Below are 21,733 nucleotides of genomic sequence, written 5' to 3' on the forward strand. Positions count from 1 at the left end.
ATGGGCGGGTCGGAGCGTCGTGGCCGGCTCAGTAGGCGCCGCTCGGCCGCAAGACGACCTTGAGCGTCCGCCAGATCAGCATCAGATCGCCCGTGAGCGACCAGTTCTCGACGTAGTAGAGGTCGAGCCGGACGCTCTCCTCCCAGGTCAGGTCGGAACGGCCGCTGACCTGCCACAGGCCGGTGAGGCCGGGCTTCGTGAAGAGCCGCCGATGCACATCGGAGGTGTACGCCGCGACTTCGGCCGGCAGCGGCGGGCGAGGCCCGACGAGGCTCATCTCGCCACGCAGCACGTTCCACAGCTGGGGGAGCTCGTCGAGCGAGTGGTGACGCAGGAACCGCCCCACCCGAGTGATACGCGGGTCGTCCTTGATCTTGAACAGCACGCCGTTGCCCTCGTCGTGCGCCGTGAGTTCGGCGAGGCGTTCCTCGGCGTCGGGCACCATCGAACGGAACTTCAGCATCTCGAACGTCTCGCCGTTGCGCCCGATGCGGCGCTGACGGAACAGGACGGGGCCGGGGCCGTCGAGCCTGACGGCGATCGCGATCACCGCCAGGAGACCCGAGATGGCGATGAGCCCGAGGCCCGAGGCCACGATGTCGAACGTGCGCTTCAGCACGTGCTTGCCACCCTCGAACCGCGGCGTCTCGACGTGGATGAGCGGCAGTCCCTGCACGGGACGGAGATGGATGCGGGGCCCGGCGACGTCGGCGAGCCGGCTCGAGAGGACGAGTTCGGCGCCGCACGGCTCGAGCGACCAGGCGAGCGAGCGGATGTACGCGCCGCCCCTGGCGGGCTGGCCCGCCACGATGACCGCATCGGCGCCGATGCGCGCCGCAGCGACCGCGGCGTCGTCGAGGTCGCCGATCACCGGGATGAGGCGCCCGCCGACCATCATGGTGCCGCGGGTCGACCCGTCGGGCTCGGGATCGAGCGCGACGCCCTCGACGGAGAACAGCGGCCCGCCGGTCTCGGCGATCTGCTCGATGACGTATCGAACGTCGTCGGCGCCGCCGACCACGATCGCCCGGGACAGGAAGTGTCCCTCCGTCGCGCGGGCTCCGAGCCACTTGCGCCAGAGCCAGCGCCCGGCCACGAGCGCGACCGTGCCGACGGGAAGGGACACGAGCAGGAACGACCGCACCGCGGGCACGATGGCGATGGCGCAGAGGATCGCCGCGGCGCCGAACGCGAGCAGCGTGGCGTTCACGACGCGCTTGTACTCGGTCGCGCCGATGCCGAGTGCCCGGATGTCGCGCGAGTGCAGCACGGCGAGCATCGCGAGCCAGACCGCGACGAGCCCGATCGCGGCCGCCGCGGAGGCGGCAGGCGGCACCGCGGCTGTCCGCGGAGCCGGGAGGCTGACGAAGAGTCCGAGGCCGACGGCCCCGAGCACGACGGCGACGTCCGTGATGATGAGCAGGACGCGGTACCGCTGCGCCCAGCTGGGTCCGCTGGCGACCGGCGCGCTGTCGACGATCGCATCGCCCCGCCGACCGACCAGCCCCAGGCTCGTCGCGTCGACCCGGGCATCGCCGGTACCGATGGTCGTCATCGGGGTCCTCGCGAGGTGCGCACGGCGCGGGTCGGGATCTCGGGTGGTGCTGCGGGAGGCCGCAGGGTCGACCGCGTTGAGGCGTTCACAGGCGCGCTCCGGTTCGGGTAGATACGGGTAGTCAGCGCCCCGTCGGCCGTATGTGGACGTCCCCCGCCTCGCTGCGACCGTCCGTGGCACCTGCGGCGACAGTACTGGCGATCCCCTCGATCGGCCTCCCCCAATGAGGGGGGCCCTCCATCGGGTGACGGAGTGCCGTGCACCGCCCGACGGGCATCATCGCTACCGTGTGTGCATGAGGGACCTGTATCCGGAGATCGAGCCGCTGGAGACCGGCATGCTCGACGTGGGGGACGGACAGCACATCTACTGGGAGGTGTCGGGCGCGCGGGAGGGCAAGCCCGTCGTCTTCCTGCACGGCGGGCCCGGCGGGGGGACGACGCCCGAACACCGGCGGCTGTTCGATCCCGAGCGGTACCGTATCGTGCTCTTCGATCAGCGCGGATGCGGGCTCTCGATCCCGCACGCCTCCGAGCCCGACGCCGACCTCTCGGCGAATACGACCTGGCACCTCGTCGCCGACATGGAGCGGCTGCGCGACCACCTCGGCATCGCGCGCTGGCAGGTGTTCGGCGGGTCGTGGGGCAGTGCCCTCGCCCTCGCGTACGCGCAGACGCATCCCGAGCGCGTGACCGAGCTGGTGCTGCGCGGCATCTTCACCCTGCGCCGCAGCGAGCTCGACTGGTTCTACGAGGGTGGGGCGTCGGCGATCTTCCCCGATCTGTGGGAGGACTTCATCGCGCCCGTTCCGGTGCTCGAGCGCACCCACCTGATCGAGGCGTACGGCCGGCTGCTGCAGGATCCCAACCCCGAGGTGCACCAGTCGGCCGCGATCGCGTGGAGCCGCTGGGAGTCGTCGACGATCACGCTGCTGCCCCAGGTCGAGACGATCGCGAAGTTCACCTCGCCCGAGTATGCGACCGCGTTCGCGCGCATCGAGAACCACTACTTCCGCCACGGCGGCTGGTGGGACGAGGGGCAACTGATTCGGGATGCCTCGCGGCTGCGACGGATTCCGGCGGTCATCGTGCAGGGGCGGTACGACATGTGCACCCCGATGATGACGGCGTGGGATCTGCATGAGGCGTGGCCCGAGGCCGAGCTGCGGATCATCGGCGACGCGGGCCATGCGTTCGACGAGCCCGGCATCCTCGACGCGCTGATCGAGGCCACGGATCGATTCGCCGAGCAGAGCCGCGACCACGAGGCGCCCGACGAACCGGACCCGATCGACGAGGCCGACGCGCACGAGGCCGAGGCGCACGAGGCCGAGGCGCACGAAGAGCAGGTGTCCACCTGGGAGGACGAGGGCGGAGCATCCGAGGATGTGTCCGACCAGGAGGCATCCGGCCCCGATGACGCCGAATCCGACCGCGAGTGAGCGCATCGGATCGCCCGGCAGGGCGCCGCGCGCCGGGCATCGTCGTCGCCGTGGTGGCGGCGCTCGCGCTCGCGGTCGTCGTCTTCGCGGCGTGGGCGGGCACCGTCATGATGGGCGAGCGGCCGGCGGCGATCGCCGCGTGGCGCGATGACGCCGTCACGATCGAGCCGCTCGGCGATGGCCGGTTCGACGCCTTCCGTGAGGGGCTCGTCATCACCCCCGACGACCCGAGCGGCGAGGGGCTGGTGTTCCTGCCCGGCGCGCGCGTCGATCCCGCCGCGTATCTGTGGAAGCTGAGCGGCGTCGCCGCCGAGTCGGGCCTCACCATCGTGGTGCCGAGGCCGGCCTGGAACCTCGCGTTCTTCGACGCCCGCCCGGCATCGGCATACACCGCGCTGGTGCCTGGGATCGAGCGCTGGTGGCTGGGCGGGCACTCGCTCGGCGGGGTGCGCGCGTGCCAGCTCGCCGACGGGCCGGATGCTTCGGACGCCGGCGTGGTGGGCCTGATCCTCTTCGGCAGCTACTGCGCGAACGACCTGTCGCAGACCGACCTGGCGGTGCTCACCCTCGCCGGCGAGTTCGATGGGCTCTCGACGCCCGAGGAGATCGCCGCGGCGGCCGGCAACCTGCCGCCCGCGTCGACCACGGTGCTGCTGCCCGGGCTCAACCACGCGGCGTTCGGCGACTACGGCGTGCAGTCCGGTGACGGCGCAGCCACGGTCGAGAGCGACACCGCGCGTCGCGAGATCGCCGAGGCGGTCGCGCGGTTCACTGCCGCATCCGCGGGGTGAACGTCAAGCGGATGCCTCGGAACCGCCAGGTCGGTACCTTCGACTCATGACGTTCAATCCCGACTCCGATATCAGCCGCGGGCGAGCGTCGAAACGCGGGCGCGGTACGGCGATCGCGGTCGGCGGCGGCGGTATCGGCATCATCGCGATCTTCCTGCTGTCGCAGCTGCTCGGCGTCGACCTCAGCGGGTTCGTCGGGGGTGGCGCCGAAGGCGGCACGGGCGCCGGTGAGGAGTCGTCGCTCGAGGCGTGCCAGACGGGCGCTGACGCGAACGCGAACATCGAGTGCCGTATGAAGGGTGCGTCGGCATCGCTCGACGTGTTCTGGGCCGACGAGGCGCCGCAGCTCGGCGTCGCCTACCACTCGCCGGCCGACCTGGTGATGTTCGACCAGCAGGTCGCGACGGGCTGTGGCGGGGCGTCGAGCGCGACCGGGCCGTTCTACTGCCCGAACGACGAGACGATCTACCTCGATGTGGCGTTCTTCGACGAGCTCGAGTCGAGATTCGGCGCCGACGGCGGCACCCTCTCCGAGATGTACGTCGTCGCGCACGAGTGGGGCCACCACATCCAGAACCTCGCCGGCATCCTGCAGCAGGCCCAGGACGGGCAGACCGGCCCGGCCTCGAACTCGGTGCGCACCGAGTTGCAGGCCGACTGCTTCGCCGGCGCCTGGGCGGCAGGTTCGCCGACCGACGAGGCGGGCGTGCCGTTCCTGATGCCGCTCACGCAACAGCAGATCGACGACGCGCTGAGCGCGGCCGCCGCAGTGGGCGACGACCGGATCCAGCAGTCGGTGCAGGGGCAGGTCGACCCCCACTCGTTCACGCACGGCACCAGCGAGCAACGCGAGCGCTGGTTCACGACCGGCTACGAGCAGGGCGCGGCCGCCTGCGACACGTTCGGGGTGCCTGCCGGTCAGCTCTGACCCGGATTCGGAGCCGATTCGGCGAACCCGCGTCATGATCGCCCGGGTTCGCCGTCTCATACCGTGACGGGTCGACACGGATGCCGGCCCGCGGAATGACGGGATCCGACCGATGCGACGAAAGCAACGCCCGGTACCGCACCGCGAGTTCTTCCGCGCGGTCGACGGTGACGAGGTGATCGCGTGCACGTGCACCTGCACCCGGGGCGTCGACCACTGGTACTCGAAGCCCGAACCGCGTCGCAGCGCGGGTCACGACGGCCAGGCGCGCGTCGATGCGTCACGCGGCGGGCCGCCGCACCCCGAGCAGGGGCGCAACGGCTCGCACGCGCCGCCCGCGCTCAGCCGAGTGCCGGCAGCGCCGCCGCGATCGCCTGCCCGAGCTGCACGGGCTTGGTGAACTGCGGCCAGTGGCCGGTGGGCAGGTCGACGTACTCGACCTGCCGGATGCGCCCGAGCTCGCGCACCCACGGCTGCCCCCCGGTGATCGCTTCGACGAGCAGCGCGCTCGGGAACTCGCACGCGATGATCGTGATCGGCACGTCGTAGCGCCGCTCGTCGACGAGCCGGATCGGGTCGCTCGCGACTGCGGCGGGCAGCGGCACAGCCCGCTCGCGGAACTCGGCGCGCAGGTCGTCGTCGAGGTCGACCAGGTCGGCGTCTTCGAAGACCGCCCAGTCGGGCAGCGGCACCTCGTCGCCGACCACGGGCAGCTCGTCGTTGATGGCGTCGCCGTCGGCGGGCGGGCCCGCGTCGACGTAGATCACCTTGGCGATGCGATCGGGGCGGGCGTCGACGACACCGTGCGCCACCGCCCCGCCGCCCGAGTGGCCGACGAGCGCGACCGGACCGTCGAGCCGGTCGACGAGGTCGACGACGGCGGCGATGTGGTCGGCCAGGCCGATGCCCGACCGGTCGGCGTCGACCGACTCGAGACCCGGCAATGTGACGGGGTGCACCCGGTGCCCCTGCTCTTCGAGGAGCGGGGTCACCTGCCCCCACGATGAGGCGTCGAGCCAGAAACCGGGGATGAGGATGACGTCCATGCGTCGACGGTAGGCGCGACCTCCGACATGGGAGGCGGAGCCGGTCGCGCCCGGTCACCGCGCGGGCGGCCCGAACCGGGCACCGCGAGCACCACGATGCCCGCGGCGAGCACCGCGAGCCCGAGCCAGGCCCTCGGAGCGAGCTGCTCGCCGAGCAGCAGCACGCCGAGCAGTCCCGCGGTCAGCGGCTCGGCGAGGGTCAGCGTCGAGACGGTCGCGGGCGCGAGTCCGACGAGCCCGGCCCCGAACAGCACGTAGGCGATCGTGGTGGTGACCAGCCCGAGCCAGAGCGCCATGGCGAGGCCTGCGGGGGTGGCCAGCCACGAGGCATCCGTCAGCAGCAGAACGGGCAGCCCGGCCACCGCCGCCGTGCCGAACATGGCGCCCATGCTCGCGTTCGACTGCCATCCGCGGTCGATCAGTGCCTTGCCGGCGAGCGTGTAGACCGCGTACGAGGCGCCCGCGCCGACCGAGGCGAGCAGTCCGAGCGGCGAAGTCCCGCCGCCGGTGCCGCCGTCGGCGAAGGCGAGCAGCGCGACGCCGCAGGTCGCGACGGCCGTCGCCGCCAGCCAGCGGGCGCCCGGGTAGCGCCGCCGGGTGAGCCAGTCGAGCGCGCCGGTGATGACGGGCGCCGAGCCGAGCGCGACGACGGTGCCGATGGCGACCCCGTTCGCCGCAGTGCCGGCGAAGAAGGCCGGCTGGTAGGCGACGACGCCTGCGGCTCCGAGGAGCACGAGCCCCCAGGTCGCGATCGCCCGGCGCGGGGAAGCGACGGATGCTTCACTCGCCCGGCGCGGCGGATCCAGCCGCCGTGCGAACCACTGGATGGCGGCGATGAGACCGAGCGCGCCGCCGCCGATCACGAGGCGTGCGGCGCCGATCGAGATGGGGTCGGCGTCGGGGCCGAGCGCCTGTGCGGTGCCGGTCGTTCCGAAGCACAGGGCAGCCAGCAGCACTGCCGCGACGTAACGCATGCCAGGATTGTTCCACAATCGACCGATGACCGCATCTGTGCGACACTCGTCCCAGTGGCCGCAGAGGGGGAACGGTGACGCAGGTGATCGACGACGCGACCGGCCTCACCGCGACCGAGGTCGCCGCCCGGGTCGCCGACGGTCGCGTGAACCGCTCGACGGATGCCTCGAGCCGCAGCGTCTGGTCGATCCTCCGCGCGAACGTCCTCACGCTCTTCAACGCGATCGTCATCACGGCGTTCGCGTTCCTGTTCGTGCTCGGCCGATGGCAGGACGCCCTCTTCGGGTTCGCGGCGATCGCCAACGCCATCATCGGCGTCGTCCAGGAGTACCGGGCCAAACGCTCGCTCGACCGGCTCGCACTGCTGCACGCACCGAAGGCGCGGGTGCGGCGCGACGGCGTCGAGGATGAGATCCCCATGCAGGACGTCGTGCTCGACGACCTGCTCATCGTGCGCAGCGGCGACCAGGTCACCGCCGACGCCGAGGTGCTCGAGGCCGTGCGACTCGAGGCCGACGAGTCGTTGCTCACCGGCGAGTCCGAACCGATCGACAAGGGCCCGGGCGACAAGCTGCTGTCGGGTTCGATCCTGGTCGGCGGCGAGGGCGTCGCCCGCGTCACCGCGGTCGGCGCCGATGCGTTCGCCGCGAAGCTCACCGCCGAGGCCAAGCGCTTCTCGCTCGTGAAGTCGGAGCTGCGCAGCTCGATCGACCGGATCCTGCGGTGGATCACCTGGGGCATCGGCCCGATCGCGCTGATCGTCGTGAACGCCAACATGCAGGCCGCCGGCGGCTGGGAGGAGGCGTTCCGCTCGGGCGCGTGGGACGAAGCCGCCACCGCGTCGATCGCCGCGGTCATCGCGATGATCCCGCTCGGACTCGTGCTCATGACGAGCATCGCGTTCGCCGTCGGCGCGGTGAAGCTCGGCGCGCACAACGTGCTCGTGCAGGAGTTGCCCGCCGTCGAGGGGCTCGCCCGCGTCGACGTGATCTGCCTCGACAAGACCGGCACCATCACGAGCGGCGAGGTGCGGTTCGACGCCGCACACCCCATCGGTCACGACCAACCCGACGGCTGGCGCCATGTGCTCGCGTGGAACGGCCGAGTGCCCGACGCCAACGCCACCGCACGCTGCCTCGCCGACGAGTTCACCGAGCTGCCGCACCTCGAGCCCGTCTCGCGCATCGAGTTCTCGTCATCGCGCAAGTGGAGCTCCGCGAGCTTCCGCGGCCACGCGCAGGGCACCTGGGTGCTCGGTGCGCCCGAGTTCGTGCTCGCCGGCCGCACACCGGCAGATGAGCCCGCGCTCGCCGAGGCATCCGAGCTCGCCGCGACCGGCCGCCGCACCCTGCTGCTGGCCTGGTCGCCTCGGGTGATCGCCGACGCCGACGGCCGGCCCGAGGCATCCGGCGATGCGACCGGCGACGCGCCCGACGCCGAACTGCCCGCCGACCTGCGGCCCGTGGCGTTGCTCACCTTCCGCGAGGTGGTGCGACCCGACGCGAAGGCGACCATGTCGTACTTCGCGAAGGAGGGCATCTCGGTGCGGATCATCTCGGGCGACAACCCGCTCACCGTCGCCGCCGTCGCACGCGAGGTGGGCATCGACACCGGCGGCGGCTACGACGCGCGCGCCCTGCCGACCGACCTCGCCGAGCTCGCCGACGTGCTCGAGCAGCACCACGTCTTCGGCCGGGTGACGCCCTCGCAGAAGCGCGAGATGGTGCGCGCGCTGAAGTCGAGCGGCCACACCGTCGCGATGACGGGCGACGGCGTCAACGACGCGCTGGCCATCAAAGACGCCGACATGGGCATCGCGATGGAATCGGGGTCGGCGGCGACCAAGGCGGTGTCGCGCATCGTGCTGCTCGACTCGAAGTTCTCGCACATGCCCGGCGTCGTCGCCGAGGGCCGGCGGGTCATCGCGAACATCGAGCGCGTGTCGATGCTGTTCCTCTCGAAGACGTCGTACGCGGTCGCGATGTCGCTGCTGTTCGGGATCCTGCTCTGGCCGTTCCCGCTGCTGCCGCGCCAGCTCTCGATCACCGACGGGCTCACTATCGGCATCCCCGCGTTCCTGCTCGCGCTGCTGCCGAACACCCGGCGGTACATCCCCGGCTTCCTGCAGCGTTCGCTGTCGTTCGCCATCCCGGCTGGGCTCGTGGTGGCGCTATCGATCGCGTACGTGTCGGGGCACGCGCGGGCGATCGGCGCCTCGGAGTCGCAGGTGCAGACCGCGTCGATGGTGACTCTCGCGTGCATCGGGCTGTGGATCCTCGTGGTGCTGTCGCGGCCGTTCACCTGGATCAAGGCGGCGGTCGTCGCGGCGATGGTCGCCGGGCTCGTGCTCGTGCTCATCGTGCCGATCGCGGTCGAGTTCCTGGCGCTCGAGATGCCCGACATCGACACCGTCATCGACATGGCGATCGTCGTGCCGATCGCGATCATCGCGATCGAGGTGCTCGGGTTCTGGCATCGGCGCCGGTTCGGCACCGCGTCCGAGATCGCCGAGCCCGAGCGCGCGCGCCTGCGTCGCGAGGGCGGGTGAGGGCGCGCGGGCGCCAATTCGCGCCAGCCCCTTGCGCAATGGGAACCTATATTCCTATTCTTTGTCCATGCCACGTCGCAAAGCAGGCGTGCTCCTTCCACTGGAGCTCGCGATCCTCGACTCCGGCCTGACCCTGCAGTCAGCCGACGCGTCCTTCTACGGCTTCGCGCTCGCGCGCGCGCTCGCCGACCGCGACGGCGCCGCGCTCATCGCGCACGGCACGCTGTACAAGGCACTCGGCCGGCTCGCCGATGCGGGTCTGCTCGAATCGGAGTGGGAGTCGCCCGAGGCGGCCGAGGCCGACGGCCGGCCACGGCGGCGCCTCTATCGGGTGACCGGTGCCGGTGAGCAGGCGGTTCGGGCGGCAGCGGATGCCTCGCGCGCCGCGTCGCTCGCAGCGGCGGCCGTATCCGCACCGCGCTCCGCTTCGAAGCCGGCGATCGCGTGAGCCCCGCGCGAAGCGGCCCGTTCCGCCGCGCCGCGCGCGGAGTGCTGCGATGGACGCTGACCTACACACGCGGCCTCGCGCCCGAGGTCGCCGCCGCCCGCCAGGACGAGATCGCGTCCGACCTGCACGAGCACGCCGTCTGGGCCGAGCAGGCAGGCATGGGCGCCGGAGCACTCGCGCGTGACCTCCGTCGCCGTGCGCTGCTCGGCGCACCGGCCGACCTCGTGTGGCGACGTCGGCAGGTCCGGGCCTCCGATCCAGCCCATCGGTTCGCCTTGCGGGCGAACGCCGGGCTGCTGGTCGCAGTGCTCACGATCGGACTCGTGGAGGTCGCACTCGGCGTCTTCACGATGGCGCGGGTCTTCCGGGCGGTGGCGATCGGCGATCTGGGCTGGGTGCCGCGCGACACGCTGCTGGTCGCCGGGCTCACGCTCGCCGCGTTCGTCGCCCTCGTCGGCTTCTCGCGCCGGCGCTGGCGGTCGGCGGCCGCAGCCGCCCTCGCCGTGCCGACCGCCCTGCTCGCCCTGCACGCCGGGCGCATCCTCTGGTACGCGAGCGCGACCATGGTGGTCGTCGTCGGCAGTGCGCCCTGGTGGGACGCCGCAACGTCGATCGCGAGCGCGGGCCTCGCGATCCTCTGCCTCGCCGCCGCATTCCACTGGTGGCGCGAAGACGTCGCCGTGCGCGCCGCGCACGCCGTGAACCCGAGGAGATCCAGATGACCCATCACCCCGACCGCCCCGAGCTCACCGAGCTGCTCGACGAGGAGCGGCGCCTCGAACGCCGGCCGACGCGCGCCGCACGCGTCTTGGTCTTCGTCGCCGCTGCCGGCCTCGTGGTCGCGGCCGGCGCAGGTGCGACGCTCGCCGCAAGCGCGGCCAACTCCGTGGCCGAGTACGACGCCCGGATGACCACGCCGGCGTCGGACGACGCGCTCGACGAGGCATCCGCTGCGCCTGTGGCCGACCCGGCGGCGACCGAGGCGACCGAGGTGCCCGACTCCGTCGCGCCCTCGACGGGCGGGACTTCGACGACTGACCCGGCGCCCTCGACCGAGGCGACGACGACCGTCGAGGGTGCCGGAATCCCCGGGGCCGTCGGCACGAACGCGGCCGGCTCGCCGATCTTCGACGCCTCGACCGACATCGCCGTCATCCCACGGCTCGCGGACTCCCACGGCGACGACCCCGCGAACACCGAGATCTGGCTCACGCAGCAGGGCATCATCGCCGACTGCATGCTCGAGGCCGGGTTCACGTACACGTTCACGCCGTACTGGCTGCGTGTCGAAGGCGATTGGGGCACCGGCTGGGCGGGATACACCGACGAGTTCAAGCTCGCCCTCGACGGTGCGCCCGACCGCCCGCTCGGCGACGACTACGACTGGACGACGGCCGGCTGCATCGGCTACGCCGTGCACGTGACCGGCATGGACGACGCGCACTGATCAGCAGGCGCGCAGGATGCCCCGGTGCCGACACGGCCCGGGGCATCCTGCCCGTTTTCCACCCGCGCCGCGGCATCCGCCATACTCACTTGGGGCGTTGAACGAGGAGGAGCATGCGCGCAGTCCGCTACACCGAGTTCGGTGCCGAGCCCGAGGTCGTGGAGGTCGATCGACCCGCATGCCCGCCGCGCGGCGCCATCGTGCGCGTGCGCGCCACTGGCCTGTGCCGCAGCGACTGGCACGCGTGGATGGGCCACGACGACACGGTGCGACTGCCGCACGTGCCGGGCCACGAGTTCGCGGGCGAGATCCTCGAGCTGGGTGCCGAGGTCTCGCCCGAGAGCGGGTGGACGGTCGGCGACCGCGTCACCGCGCCGTTCATCAGCGCGTGCGGCCGCTGCCCCGAGTGCCTGAGCGGCAACGAGCAGGTCTGCGACCAGCAGCAGCAGCCCGGGTTCACCTACTGGGGTTCGTTCGCCGAAGAGGTCATCGTGCACGAGGCCGAGCTGAACCTCATCCGGCTGCCCGACGCGCTGGGCTTCGTCGAGGCAGCGTCGCTCGGCTGCCGGTTCGCGACGGCGTACCGCGCGGTCGTCACGCGGGGCCGGCTGCAGCCCGGCGAGCGCATCGCGGTGCACGGCTGCGGCGGGGTCGGGCTCTCGGCGATCATGATCGCGGTCGCGGCGGGCGTCGAGACCTACGGGGTGGATGTCTCGCCGGCAGCCCTGCAGCTCGTCGAGAAGCTCGGCGCCATCCCGGTCGAGGGCGGCGAGGGCGCCGCGCAGCGGGTGCGCGAGATCAGCGAGGGCGGCGTCGAGCTCTCGATCGACGCGTACGGCAGCCCCGAGACCTCGCTCGCCAGCGTGCGCAGCCTGCGCAAGCGCGGCCGGCACGTGCAGATCGGCCTCATGGTGGGGGATGCCGCGTCGGCGCCCATGCCGATGGACGCCGTGATCGCCGGCGAGCTCGAACTGCTCGGCAGTCACGGCATGGCCGCCCACGAGTACCCCGACATGCTGGGTGCCGTCGCGAGCGAGGCGTTCCGGCCGATCGAGCTCGTCGGGCGCACGATCCGCCTCGACGACGTGCCCGAGGCGCTGGCCAAGATGGGCACCGCCGGAGCGCAGGGCTCGGGCATGACGGTCGTCGAGCTGTAGGCGTCGGCAGGTTCGCGGCGAGCGCCGGATCGTCGCCCGGGCGATAGGGTCGGGCCATGCCCCGCCCCGACCGCTCCGCCCTGCTCGTCGACCCGCGTGACCTCGCCGCGTTGCTGTCCGGGCCGAACCCGCCGCTCGTCCTCGACGTGCGGTGGCGGCTCGATCGGCCCGACGGGCGCCCCGAGTATCTCGCGGGGCACCTGCCCGGCGCCGTCTACGTCGATCTCGACCACGAGCTCGCCTCGCACGGCGCGCCGGTCGACGGGCGGCACCCGCTGCCGACGGTCGAGGTGCTGCAGCACGCGGCGCGGCGCTGGGGACTCCGCCGAGGCCGACCGGTTGTGGCGTACGACGACGCGGCCCAGATGCCGGCGTCGCGAGCGCGGTGGCTGCTGCGCTACGCCGGCGTGTCCGACGTGCGACTGCTCGACGGCGGATACCGCGGCTGGGTCGCCGCGGGCCTTCCGGTCGAAACCGGCGAACCGGTCGCACCCGAACCGGGCGACATCGAGCTCGAGTACGGCGCCCTGCCGGTGCTCTCGATCGGCGAGGCGGCGGCGCTGCCGTCGGGTGGCACGCTGCTCGACGCGCGAGCGCCCGAACGCTATCGGGGCGAGGTCGAGCCGATGGACCCGCGTGCCGGGCACATCCCCGGCGCCCGCAACGCTCCGGCCGCGAGCGTGCTCGACGCCGACGGGCGGTTCCTCGACGCCGACGAGCTGCGCGCACGATTCGAGGCGCTCGGCGTACAGGACGACGCGCCCGTCGGCGCGTACTGCGGATCGGGCGTGAGCGCGGCCACCACGGGTCTCGCACTCGAGCTCGCCGGGTACGAGCCCGCGCTCTACCCCGGATCGTGGTCGCAATGGTCGAACCACCCCGACCGGCCGGTCGCCACCGGGCCCGACGCGGGCTGATCAGCGCCGGCTGTCAGGATCGGCGCCGCGTCCGGCGGCGTATCCCGCGGCGCAGCGCATGGCCGGATGCCTCAGCCGAGCGCCGAACGTGCCGTGCGACGCGCGTGCGCGCTGAGGTCGTCGCCCCGCCGCGCGAGGAAGTCCTCGAGCCGCCCCGGGTCGACCCGGCCGATCTCGCGCAAGGCCACGCCGACGTTCGTCTGCACGAAGTGCACGGGGTCGTCGGCGAGCAGCTCGCACAATGCGAGCGGGTCATCGAGGTCGCGGGCGCGGATGATCCAGAACGCCGCGGTGATCGCCGTGCGACGATGCCACCACTCGTCGTCGCGCGCGAGCGCGAACAGCGGGTCGCGCGGCTTGTCGAGCAGGTACCAGCCGATCACGCGCGGTGCCGCGCGGTCGATGAGGTCCCACGTGTCGATGCGGTCGAGCCGCCGCATCCACAGCTCGAACATCGCCCGCCGGTCGGCGTCGGTCGTGCGCCGCTGCCGTGCCCTGAAGTCGAGGACGCTCACCGCGGCGACCCGCACCTCGTAGGTATCGTCGTCGAGCATCCGGTCGACCTCGTCGAGCGGCATCCCGACGTTCGCCTTCGCGATCTCGAACACGGTGCCCATGCGCACCCCCAGCACGGGAATCGAGGCATCCGCCATGCGCTTCATCGTCCTCTCGCGCTCGGCGAGCGAGACGGATGCCTCGAGCTGCCGCCGCACCGAGGCGGCGGTGGGCGGGCCGCTAGCGGCCGATGCGGTGGACGACGCCATGTGGTCGATCATGGCCGGGGGCAGCGGTGCTGTCGAGGAGCCGGCACCCCGAACATCGCCTCGGTTGGTCGCTCTCTGGGCCGAACCCGGGGCGCGGCTTCTGAGCATTCGTGCCGATTTCTGGTCGCAGCCGTACGTGCCGTGAGTCCTGCCCGTCGTGCGGTCGCGCCGGGAACCGCGAGGTGGACGCATCCCGCATGACCGATCTGCCCCGAGGCTGCCTCAGGCGGTGGGCGTGCGCGCTGACTGCCATGCGAGGCGGAGCACATCGATGACGTCCTCGGGGTTCGCGTCGGCGGCCTCGGCCTCGGCGATGAGTTCGCGGATGCGTCGCACGACCGCGCCCGGCAGTACCGCGGCCTCGGCGGCGACGCGGGTTCCTGCGGCGGTGCGGGTCACGACGAGTCCGTCGCGTTCGAGCATCTTGTACGCCTTGGCTGCGGTGCCGGGCGCGACGCCGAGATCGCTGGCGGTCTGGCGAACGGTGGGCAGCCGTTCGCCCGCGCCGAGCTGCCCCGAGACGATGAGGCCGCGGAACTGGCGGTAGATGCCGAGCATCGGGCTCGTCTCATCGACCGGGGGCACGATCGATTGGGCGGTCATCGCACGGCCTCGGGGTTGGGGAGGTGTTCGACAGGGGCCGCCGTTCGGTGTCGCGACGTCGAGCGCCCGATGCGACTCGCAACGAGCAGAAGGAGGATGAATGCGGTGATCTCGAGGGCCGGGGCCAGCAGACCGCCCGCGGCGGCGAACTCCGAGTACCGCCATGACGCCTCGTAGGTTTCGCCCTGCGCATCCCCGACGGTCAGCTGCGAGAAACTGCCCGACCGGCCGATGAACCGCCAGGCGCCGGCGAGTGCGAGCAGCATCCCGCCCGTCGCGATGCGGACGACTCCCGACGCGATCTGAACCCGAGCCGCCTGCTCGGCACTCACGGTCTCGGGGCGCCGGAACGACCGGATCGCGTTCGCTCGCAGCGTTGCCCACGCCACCACGACCAGCGCGGCCGCGCAGACGAGGACCGGTACCCCGAACGACCACCCGTAGAACCAGGGCCGGAGCGGACCGATTGCCTCCTCGTTCGGGACGGCGATCTCGACGTAGATGTATCGGCCGCGATCATCCGCGGACGACGCCATGCCGGCCGCGATGGTCGTCGTGAGGAGAACAGCAAGGGTCACCGATGCGCCGAGAAGACCAGCCCTCGGGATGAACGTGGTCCACGTGCGACGGGCGACCGACAAGACCGGCTGTTCCGGCGGAGCGGAGCCCCGGAACACGATGAGGACGAGCGCGACGGTGAGGGAGAGGGTCGCGACGAACACCGGAGTGGCGTACTGCCACCACTCGACGATGTCGACCAAGTTCAGCATGTACCCGCGCACCACGTTCTCAATCGCGAACCCGACGATCACCAAGATCGCCCCGATACCCACCGCGAGGTGCTCGCGCCGGTAGCCCACCGCGACCGACTCCACGGCGAGCGATGTCATCGGCGTGCGCTGCCGGCGATCCTCGCGCGCCCGGGCGACGATGAGCACGATCCCGGTCACGACTGCCGCGACCACGAGGGAGAACAGTGGCAACGAGAACGCGAAGGTCAAGAAGTCGAATGGGCTGAGCGAGGCGATCCTGTCGTAGGGCATACGAGGCATCCGATCGATCTGGGCTGTTGTGTCATATGTCTAACACAACTTGTGCCACTGCGCGAGTACAAATCCACCCGATGGATGAGCGGTAGCCGACGCGCAGGCGTCGCGGAGTAGCCTCGCCACATGGATGCCGATGTCGCTGCCTGGCCGGCGCTGAGGGTCGACGACTGGACCGCCACGCGCGAAACACTGCACCTCTGGTTGCAGGTCGTCGGCAAGGTCGAGCTGGCGTCGACGGTGCTCGTCAACCACTGGTGGAACGTCGCCTATGAAGTGAGTGCCCGCGGTCTGCGCACCCGGCTCATGCACGCGCTCGACCGGCCGTTCGATGCGGAGTTCGACTTCGTCGACCAGGTGCTGGTGCTGCGGACTGGCGATGGCAGCACCGAAACAATCGCCTTGCGCCCGCGATCGGTCGCCGACTTCTTCGCGCACGTGACACAGGCGTGCGCCCGACTCGGGGTGCCGTGCACGATCTCGGCACGACCCAACGAGGTGTCTCCGGCGATCCCGTTCGCCGAGGACACCTCTGATCGCGCCTACGACGCCTCCGCCGCGCACACGTTCTGGCAGCAGCTGCTGCGGGTCGAGCGGGTGTTCGCCCGCTGGCGTGCCGGGTTCGCCGGCAAGGCGAGCCCCGTGCAGCTGTTCTGGGGATCCATGGACCTCTCGAGCACGCGCTTCTCGGGCCGGCTCGCACCGCCGCCTCGTGTCGCCCCGCCGAACTGCCCGCCCTGGGTGATGGAGGAGGCCGAGTCCCGTGAGAACGCGGCCGCAGGATTCTGGGCCGGGCGTGCCCATCGATTCGCCGGTGAGCGGGTTGATCCAGTCGACCCATTGCGCGTACTGGCCTGGAGTGAGTGCGCCTTCGCCGATCAGGTCTCCGTTGCCGTCGACGACGGAGAACTCGGCCAGTGCCGTGCCGCCTTCGAGGTAGTAGTCGTCGGCGCGGGAGCGATCGGACTCGAGGTATCGGCGCGCGTCGGCCCCGGAACCCCGGTACAGGATCACTCCACCACGCATCGCCTTCCTCCGAGCTACCTCAGGTTCTTGCAACTACCTACGGTAGCATACGTCCATTCACTCCGGGTGTTGCATTGGTCGTTCTCTGCGGGCGAGATCGTTTCGTTCCGCGCGGTGCGTCGCGGGAACTGCGAATACAAGGTAGTAACGCTCTGAAGAGTTCGGATTCGGTTCGGCAACTCGGCGGCTTGCCGAAATCTAGTTTGCGGCTTCCGTTGACTGCAGTACGCGGACGGCTGGCCAATCAGCTGGGGCCCAGTCGAGTCCGGGCAGGGATGAAATCGAAACCCAAGTCAAGGCGTCGTGATCGGTACTTCGCTCTGGTGCTCTCGCCTTTAGCGACGCCCGAAAGCAGGTGAGCTTGATTACCAGCCCATCGGTGGTCGTGACGTCACTTGTTAGTTCGTCGCCGACCTCAATCAAAACGTCGAGCTCTTCGTGTATCTCGCGGACAAGCGCCTCGCGGAGCGACTCGCCAGGCTCGAGTTTGCCGCCAGGGAACTCCCATTTCCCACCGAAGGTTTTGTCGGGGTTCCGACGGCAAGCAAGAACCTCATGCTCGCGCATGATTATTGCGGCCACGACTTGTAGTTCGTTGTGGGCGGCTGCCATGAAGCCACTCTAGACACGCGAGCCTGCTGGGCCGTGTTCAAGCTCGCGAAGGGTTGATGCTGCTCTAAGCTCCGGAAGGAAGGAGGCGCCGGAATGCTACTGGTCGAGGAGGACTCGCTCGACGACGTCCTGCAGGTGGTGTTTAAACACCTCCTCGAGTCAGGTAAGCAGATCGCGCCGAGCAAAGGGTCCGCACTTGAGCAGCTCGGCGCGGCAATCGAGCTACGAAACCCGCTTGCTCGACTTAGCCGAAGTCAGCGGCGCAGCCCGATCTTTAGCGCTCTCGGGGAGTGGCTCTGGTACCTATCGGGGACGGATGAGGTTGCTCCGATCGTCCACTACATCCCGATGTACGAGAGGTTTGCGGTTGCGGGCAGGGTGGAGGGCGCGTACGGGCCTCGGTTGTTCGGAGATGGTCAACGCCTGATGGAGGTAGTAAAGCGGCTGCGTAGCAAGCAAGACAGCCGCCAGGCCGTAATCCAACTGTTCGAGCATTCGGACCTGTCGAATCAGAAGGACATTCCATGCACCACAACGCTCCAGTTCTTTCTCCGTGACCAAGCGCTGCACCTGGCCGTCACGATGCGCTCCAATGATGCGTACCGTGGATTGCCCCACGATGTCTTTGCATTCACGATGATTCAAGAAGTGGTCGCAAGGTGCCTCGGCACCGAGGTTGGGACCTACATGCATTTCGTCGGGAGTCTTCATCTGTACGATTCGGACGCTGCTGCGGCCACCGAGTTTTTAGAAGAAGGTTGGCACCACCTGAAGCCCATGCCGGCGATGCCTAAAGAGGATCCCGAAGGTGGCTTGCGATGGCTGCTCGGCGTTGAAGAGCAGATTAGGAGTGGAGACTCGAAAGCTCCCGGGCCTGCAGATTTCGGCACGCATCCATACTGGGACGACCTCGGAAGGTTGCTGCTCGCGCACCGTGCAACGTCCGAGTCTGACTTTGTCCGTATTCGAGAGAGTCTGGACGACGAGTTCTACGCCATCTACATCACTGATAAGCATGCACGATTGGATAAGCACTGAGTGCGACGAAACTACGTTGAAGATGCGCGGCGAATCTCAGCCGCGATCGATCTATATGAAGCCCAGGTCGGACCATTGCCCGGGATATCTGAACCCGAACATAGGGAAGCGTTGATCGAGCAGATCATCGATTCGGAGCAGCGGGTTCGCTACTTTGGCTTGCTCCAGTCGCGCCCATTGAGCGCCGCGAGCGGTGACCCGCATGACGATGCGTTCGACCCCGTCAAAGCATCGATCATCCATCGGGACCGAGGAGATCTCGACGAGGCCATCTGGCTGGCTTATCTTTTCGTGCATTTTGGCCGACACCGCAGAGCAGGCTGGCGCTACGTTCGAGACGTCTACGGGGCACTTGGAGCCGAGCCCTGGACATGGGAGCGTACGTCGAATGACATCACGTCTTTCAGATTCTGGCTCGACGACCACCAGGAGGAGCTGCGACGATCCCCAGGCCCCCACGGGTTCGGCAACCATCGCAAGTATGAAAGCCTGAAGGCTTGGACGCCGACTGGAACAGGTGAGGCTTTCGAAAGCTACATCAATTGGGTGCATGACGCCGGTGATGATCACGAGGCCAGGCTTTCCACCTTTGATGCAGCGACACCAGAGTCGCGATTTGAGGCTATGTACAAGTCGCTCGGCGACGTCAAACGGCTGGGGCGCATCGGTCGATTTGACTACCTCATGACGCTGAAGAAACTGGGGCTCGCTGATATTGCGCCACCGCATTCGTATCTTGTGGGAGCCACTGGCCCTCTCGCAGGTGCTCGACTTCTGCTCGAAGAAGAAGGCACCCACAGCCTGAGTGCGCGGCAAGCGCAGGAGGCGTTGCGCGAATTCTCAAACTTGACCGGACTTCCGCCCGATGTAATGGAGGATGCCGTATGCAATTGGCAGAAGAGCCCGAGCAAGTACCTCAGGTTCTCAGGCTAGATCCATCCCACTTATAGCGTCGCTTTAGAGTATTGAGCTGGTTGAACTGGAGCACGCCAGCATGCTGAAGCTGACCGATGACTATGCCCGGAGCGACCCCCGCTCGGGAAGCCAGTCGAAGTACGTCACGTTTAGTGGGACCGCGCCCGGTGAGTCCGTGGAGCTGCCCGGTGCCGCGCGGCACCAAAGCATCCCGCGCGAAGCTATCCGCTTCCTCTTCGATCGCAGCACTACCAGCGGCATCTGCACCAACACCAAAGTCGTCGATGAAGGTCTCCTCTGCACCATGTAGGAGGAGGTGTGCGATCTCGTGAAACACCGTGAACCAGAAATGATCATCGCTTAGATGTCTGGCGGTCAGTGCGATTATGCGTCGGCCGCCCATTCCTGTGAGCGCTGCTCCGCTCAGAGCAGCTCCCTTTGGAGGGCGGACGACCACGACTGCCACGCCAGCGCGGCCCGCGATCCTCTGAAGTGCTGGCACGAACACCGCTGGATCGGCTTCTTTCGTGAGCGCTCGAATCTTGTCTAGCTGGGCCCGCAACTCCTGCGCCGACCAATCGGCGACATCGAGTTGAGCTGCTTCAAGCTGCGCTTTCCTGAGCCAGACCGCAAGGGTGACAGCATCTGAGGAGAACGTGTCTGACGCGCGATAGTGAGTGTTGCTACTCGCCTGTGCTACGAGGGCTGCGCCCTCCTCGGCATTCTCAACGTCGAGGAACTCAAGACCCAGCTTCGCTTGTTCGCGCCAAGACTCGCTCTTCGCGATCCAGCCCAACTGCACCATTTGGGCGATCGGCATCTGCTGAGCGAGTTGGTCGGCAGACAGCCAGAACAGGCTCTCGCGATACTGTCGCTCGCGGGTCAGCCAGAACTTGGCCGAGCCTCCCAAGCACGCTGCAAGCTTCGAAGCGAGATCCTCGGATATTTCCGTTTCACCTTGGATCAGGCGACGAGTTGCAGGGTCGCCGATTCCGAGCTCATCTGCAAGGTCGTCTGCTGTCCAGCCGCGCCGCTCCAAGATCGCCCGGATGGAGTCGCCTGGCGTCGAGGCCCAACGTGGTTCGAAGGTGCTAACGGCAGTAGTCACGCTTCCTCCGTGGGCTTGAGCTCATCCAAGCGGATTCGATACTGATCCAGGCCCACCCCATCGTCAGTGGCCCCGTTGCTCTGAAGTTGCATCAACCGTGCCAGAAGGTGCCACCGCTCATTGATTTCGACACACACCTTCGCCGGATCCTCCGGGAACACCTTAACGCCGATCGGGATCTCGCCCAAGGTGTCAGCAGCCAGCAGCTCGGCAAGGCGTGCCTGGAGGTCAATTACATCATCCGGCCCAAGTGCGTCGACCTGCGGATGGATACAAAACTCGCGAAGGTGCCGAGTGCGAAAGCTCAATTCCAATGTAGGGCCTGTCCCAGATGGTGAAGGAGCTGGTTGAGCTACGCCCCTGATGCCGAACGCCGTGCCCGAAACACTACCGGCGTATCCAAATTTGCTGGATAAAAGCGTATTGAGCCAGGGTCGTGTCGCGTGGGCAGGAGTCTGCACGCGACCGACATCGAGGAAGCGACCCAAGTTAGTCCCTGCGTCTCATGAATCTGGAAATGTTTCGTCTCGCTAGCCGGCGCGTCCGCGCCTCCCGGGCGGCAGGAGCCCTCGGTCGCGGGCCTTCGTGATCCAACCCTGGGCAGTCGACAGGGCGACGCCGTTGATCTCCGACATCGTCGCGCTCGGGTTCCTGTCGTTCTTCCGGGAGAGCTGGCCGTGCTGCAGGGCGACCAGCTCGTAGAAGTCGGGCGTCTTCTTCGGGTCGCCGATCGGGTTGAGCAGGTCGCGCTCGCTGATCTTGTGGCCTGACGGCAGCACGATCTTGCCGCCGGATCTCGTCTCGGTGCGCTTCATCGCGAACAGCCGCTTGTTGATCGCGGCCTCGATGCGGGCGGTCGGCAACTCGCGGAGGAGTTGGCTGGTGATCGGTTGGCCGCCTCGCCAAGGAAGGTAGATGACACCGGTGATGCGCACTTCCTCCGGTACGGCGAACGTCTGGCGCTGCAGGCGGATCATCACGCGTGTGTGCGTCGGAATGTGTTCGATCCATCGCCAGCGGCCGTCGATCGTCTCGTTCTGGTCGGCCACGGAAACGCGGTACTGCTCATTCGGCGCGGTCATCCACCGGTCGTAGCCGAGCAGTTCGTCGATCTCGAGCGACGGGTCGTCACCTCGGTCGCCCGGGAAGTGGAGATGCAGGTACCACTCTTCGGGGAGGTCGTCTGCGACGAGGAGTCCGTCTCGAGACTGGTCCGCCCACCAGGGGGACTCGGGTAGGTCCATGGCACGAGTCTAGCCACACAACTCAGATACTTGCCGAAACCCATGTGCGGTGATAATCTCAGGTACTTGCAAATAGCCGCGCGTGGGTCGGCATGCACGAGATGCCAGCCGGCGGCCGATGAGT

At 69.0% G+C, this 21,733-nt stretch carries 21 protein-coding genes and 1 pseudogene; 12 read left to right on the plus strand and 10 right to left on the minus strand.

The window, feature by feature from the left end:
- Positions 1-28 precede the first annotated feature (28 nt).
- Positions 29-1,555, minus strand: a complete 1,527-nt coding sequence (locus FLP10_RS11930; RefSeq protein ID WP_149161063.1) for a sugar transferase — start codon at positions 1,553-1,555, stop codon at positions 29-31.
- A gap of 295 nt (positions 1,556-1,850) precedes the next feature.
- Here FLP10_RS11930 and pip point away from each other — a divergent pair.
- The 3 genes and pseudogenes from pip to ypfJ all read left to right on the plus strand — a co-directional run.
- Positions 1,851-2,807, plus strand: a pseudogene (gene pip / locus FLP10_RS11935) (prolyl aminopeptidase); the annotation flags it as partial.
- A 185-nt stretch (positions 2,808-2,992) separates the two neighbouring features.
- Positions 2,993-3,787, plus strand: coding sequence for an alpha/beta hydrolase (locus tag FLP10_RS11940; protein ID WP_246150013.1), 795 nt, complete (start codon positions 2,993-2,995; stop codon positions 3,785-3,787).
- A gap of 46 nt (positions 3,788-3,833) precedes the next feature.
- A complete protein-coding gene (ypfJ, locus tag FLP10_RS11945) occupies positions 3,834-4,715 on the plus strand; it encodes a KPN_02809 family neutral zinc metallopeptidase (protein ID WP_149161065.1) in 882 nt (293 codons plus the stop codon).
- Positions 4,716-5,056: 341 nt separating this feature from the next.
- Here ypfJ and FLP10_RS11950 read toward each other — a convergent pair whose 3' ends face one another.
- Positions 5,057-5,761 (minus strand): alpha/beta fold hydrolase, encoded by a 705-nt coding sequence (locus FLP10_RS11950; RefSeq protein WP_149161066.1) that lies wholly within the window; start codon positions 5,759-5,761, stop codon positions 5,057-5,059.
- Positions 5,704-6,735 carry a DMT family transporter gene (locus FLP10_RS11955; protein WP_149161067.1) on the minus strand — a complete coding sequence of 344 codons (1,032 nt, stop codon included), beginning with the start codon at positions 6,733-6,735 and terminating at the stop codon, positions 5,704-5,706. Before FLP10_RS11955 ends, FLP10_RS11950 begins: the two co-directional genes overlap by 58 nt.
- Positions 6,736-6,809: 74 nt before the next feature.
- Here FLP10_RS11955 and FLP10_RS11960 point away from each other — a divergent pair, with 74 nt between their 5' ends.
- The 6 genes from FLP10_RS11960 to FLP10_RS11985 all read left to right on the plus strand — a co-directional run bounded on the left by FLP10_RS11960 (position 6,810) and on the right by FLP10_RS11985 (position 13,253).
- Positions 6,810-9,284, plus strand: coding sequence for an HAD-IC family P-type ATPase (locus FLP10_RS11960; RefSeq protein WP_149161068.1), 2,475 nt, complete (start codon positions 6,810-6,812; stop codon positions 9,282-9,284).
- Between the two features lie 67 nt (positions 9,285-9,351).
- Entirely contained in the window at positions 9,352-9,732 is a 381-nt protein-coding gene (locus FLP10_RS11965; RefSeq protein WP_149161069.1) for a PadR family transcriptional regulator, read from the plus strand.
- Positions 9,729-10,454 (plus strand): hypothetical protein, encoded by a 726-nt coding sequence (locus tag FLP10_RS11970; RefSeq protein ID WP_149161070.1) that lies wholly within the window; start codon positions 9,729-9,731, stop codon positions 10,452-10,454. Before FLP10_RS11965 ends, FLP10_RS11970 begins: the two co-directional genes overlap by 4 nt.
- Positions 10,451-11,179 (plus strand): hypothetical protein, encoded by a 729-nt coding sequence (locus FLP10_RS11975; protein WP_149161071.1) that lies wholly within the window; start codon positions 10,451-10,453, stop codon positions 11,177-11,179. Before FLP10_RS11970 ends, FLP10_RS11975 begins: the two co-directional genes overlap by 4 nt.
- 113 nt (positions 11,180-11,292) lie before the next feature.
- Positions 11,293-12,336 carry a zinc-dependent alcohol dehydrogenase family protein gene (locus tag FLP10_RS11980; RefSeq protein ID WP_149161072.1) on the plus strand — a complete coding sequence of 348 codons (1,044 nt, stop codon included), beginning with the start codon at positions 11,293-11,295 and terminating at the stop codon, positions 12,334-12,336.
- A gap of 56 nt (positions 12,337-12,392) precedes the next feature.
- Entirely contained in the window at positions 12,393-13,253 is an 861-nt protein-coding gene (locus tag FLP10_RS11985; RefSeq protein ID WP_149161073.1) for a sulfurtransferase, read from the plus strand.
- Between the two features lie 71 nt (positions 13,254-13,324).
- Here the strand turns inward: FLP10_RS11985 and FLP10_RS11990 are convergent, their stop codons facing one another.
- The 3 genes from FLP10_RS11990 to FLP10_RS12000 all read right to left on the minus strand — a co-directional run bounded on the left by FLP10_RS11990 (position 13,325) and on the right by FLP10_RS12000 (position 15,663).
- Positions 13,325-14,017 carry a DNA alkylation repair protein gene (locus FLP10_RS11990; RefSeq protein ID WP_168209189.1) on the minus strand — a complete coding sequence of 231 codons (693 nt, stop codon included), beginning with the start codon at positions 14,015-14,017 and terminating at the stop codon, positions 13,325-13,327.
- 222 nt (positions 14,018-14,239) lie between these two features.
- A complete protein-coding gene (locus tag FLP10_RS11995) occupies positions 14,240-14,620 on the minus strand; it encodes a GntR family transcriptional regulator (RefSeq protein WP_149161075.1) in 381 nt (126 codons plus the stop codon).
- A complete protein-coding gene (locus FLP10_RS12000; protein WP_149161076.1) occupies positions 14,617-15,663 on the minus strand; it encodes a hypothetical protein in 1,047 nt (348 codons plus the stop codon). The genes FLP10_RS11995 and FLP10_RS12000 overlap by 4 nt, the downstream gene beginning before the upstream one ends.
- Positions 15,664-15,792: 129 nt before the next feature.
- On the opposite strand from FLP10_RS12000, the gene FLP10_RS12005 reads away from it, so the two are divergent.
- Positions 15,793-16,848: a DUF5996 family protein gene (locus tag FLP10_RS12005; protein WP_149161077.1), complete on the plus strand. Its 1,056-nt coding sequence runs from the start codon at positions 15,793-15,795 to the stop codon at positions 16,846-16,848.
- A gap of 42 nt (positions 16,849-16,890) precedes the next feature.
- Here the strand turns inward: FLP10_RS12005 and FLP10_RS12010 are convergent, their stop codons facing one another.
- Positions 16,891-17,304, minus strand: coding sequence for a (deoxy)nucleoside triphosphate pyrophosphohydrolase (locus FLP10_RS12010; protein ID WP_149161078.1), 414 nt, complete (start codon positions 17,302-17,304; stop codon positions 16,891-16,893).
- Positions 17,305-17,397: 93 nt separating this feature from the next.
- On the opposite strand from FLP10_RS12010, the gene FLP10_RS12015 reads away from it, so the two are divergent.
- Together FLP10_RS12015 and FLP10_RS12020 are read left to right on the plus strand one after the other, a co-directional pair.
- Complete coding sequence (locus FLP10_RS12015; protein WP_149161079.1) at positions 17,398-18,342, plus strand: thymidylate synthase; 945 nt, start codon at positions 17,398-17,400, stop codon at positions 18,340-18,342.
- Positions 18,343-19,275, plus strand: coding sequence for an alpha-glutamyl/putrescinyl thymine pyrophosphorylase clade 3 protein (locus FLP10_RS12020; RefSeq protein ID WP_149161080.1), 933 nt, complete (start codon positions 18,343-18,345; stop codon positions 19,273-19,275).
- Here the strand turns inward: FLP10_RS12020 and FLP10_RS12025 are convergent.
- From FLP10_RS12025 to FLP10_RS12035, 3 genes are all read right to left on the minus strand, one after another.
- Positions 19,259-20,365: an ImmA/IrrE family metallo-endopeptidase gene (locus FLP10_RS12025; protein WP_149161081.1), complete on the minus strand. Its 1,107-nt coding sequence runs from the start codon at positions 20,363-20,365 to the stop codon at positions 19,259-19,261. The genes FLP10_RS12020 and FLP10_RS12025 overlap by 17 nt on opposite strands.
- Positions 20,362-20,673, minus strand: a complete 312-nt coding sequence (locus FLP10_RS12030; RefSeq protein ID WP_149161082.1) for a hypothetical protein — start codon at positions 20,671-20,673, stop codon at positions 20,362-20,364. Before FLP10_RS12030 ends, FLP10_RS12025 begins: the two co-directional genes overlap by 4 nt.
- A 222-nt stretch (positions 20,674-20,895) precedes the next feature.
- Positions 20,896-21,609 carry a hypothetical protein gene (locus FLP10_RS12035; protein ID WP_149161083.1) on the minus strand — a complete coding sequence of 238 codons (714 nt, stop codon included), beginning with the start codon at positions 21,607-21,609 and terminating at the stop codon, positions 20,896-20,898.
- Between the last annotated feature and the right edge of the window lie 124 nt (positions 21,610-21,733).

The sequence above is a fragment of the Agromyces intestinalis genome, from assembly GCF_008365295.1.
In the GTDB taxonomy this organism is placed as follows: domain Bacteria; phylum Actinomycetota; class Actinomycetes; order Actinomycetales; family Microbacteriaceae; genus Agromyces; species Agromyces intestinalis.

Coding starts and splice junctions, on each gene's coding strand:
- FLP10_RS11930 (WP_149161063.1), bottom strand. CDS start 1,555: ATGACGACCATCGGTACCGGCGATGCCCGGGTCGACGCGACGAGCCTG.
- ypfJ (WP_149161065.1), top strand. CDS start 3,834: ATGACGTTCAATCCCGACTCCGATATCAGCCGCGGGCGAGCGTCGAAA.
- FLP10_RS11950 (WP_149161066.1), bottom strand. CDS start 5,761: ATGGACGTCATCCTCATCCCCGGTTTCTGGCTCGACGCCTCATCGTGG.
- FLP10_RS11955 (WP_149161067.1), bottom strand. CDS start 6,735: ATGCGTTACGTCGCGGCAGTGCTGCTGGCTGCCCTGTGCTTCGGAACG.
- FLP10_RS11965 (WP_149161069.1), top strand. CDS start 9,352: ATGCCACGTCGCAAAGCAGGCGTGCTCCTTCCACTGGAGCTCGCGATC.
- FLP10_RS11975 (WP_149161071.1), top strand. CDS start 10,451: ATGACCCATCACCCCGACCGCCCCGAGCTCACCGAGCTGCTCGACGAG.
- FLP10_RS11980 (WP_149161072.1), top strand. CDS start 11,293: ATGCGCGCAGTCCGCTACACCGAGTTCGGTGCCGAGCCCGAGGTCGTG.
- FLP10_RS11985 (WP_149161073.1), top strand. CDS start 12,393: ATGCCCCGCCCCGACCGCTCCGCCCTGCTCGTCGACCCGCGTGACCTC.
- FLP10_RS11990 (WP_168209189.1), bottom strand. CDS start 14,017: ATGGCGTCGTCCACCGCATCGGCCGCTAGCGGCCCGCCCACCGCCGCC.
- FLP10_RS11995 (WP_149161075.1), bottom strand. CDS start 14,620: ATGACCGCCCAATCGATCGTGCCCCCGGTCGATGAGACGAGCCCGATG.
- FLP10_RS12000 (WP_149161076.1), bottom strand. CDS start 15,663: ATGCCCTACGACAGGATCGCCTCGCTCAGCCCATTCGACTTCTTGACC.
- FLP10_RS12005 (WP_149161077.1), top strand. CDS start 15,793: ATGGATGCCGATGTCGCTGCCTGGCCGGCGCTGAGGGTCGACGACTGG.
- FLP10_RS12010 (WP_149161078.1), bottom strand. CDS start 17,304: ATGGCAGCCGCCCACAACGAACTACAAGTCGTGGCCGCAATAATCATG.
- FLP10_RS12015 (WP_149161079.1), top strand. CDS start 17,398: ATGCTACTGGTCGAGGAGGACTCGCTCGACGACGTCCTGCAGGTGGTG.
- FLP10_RS12035 (WP_149161083.1), bottom strand. CDS start 21,609: ATGGACCTACCCGAGTCCCCCTGGTGGGCGGACCAGTCTCGAGACGGA.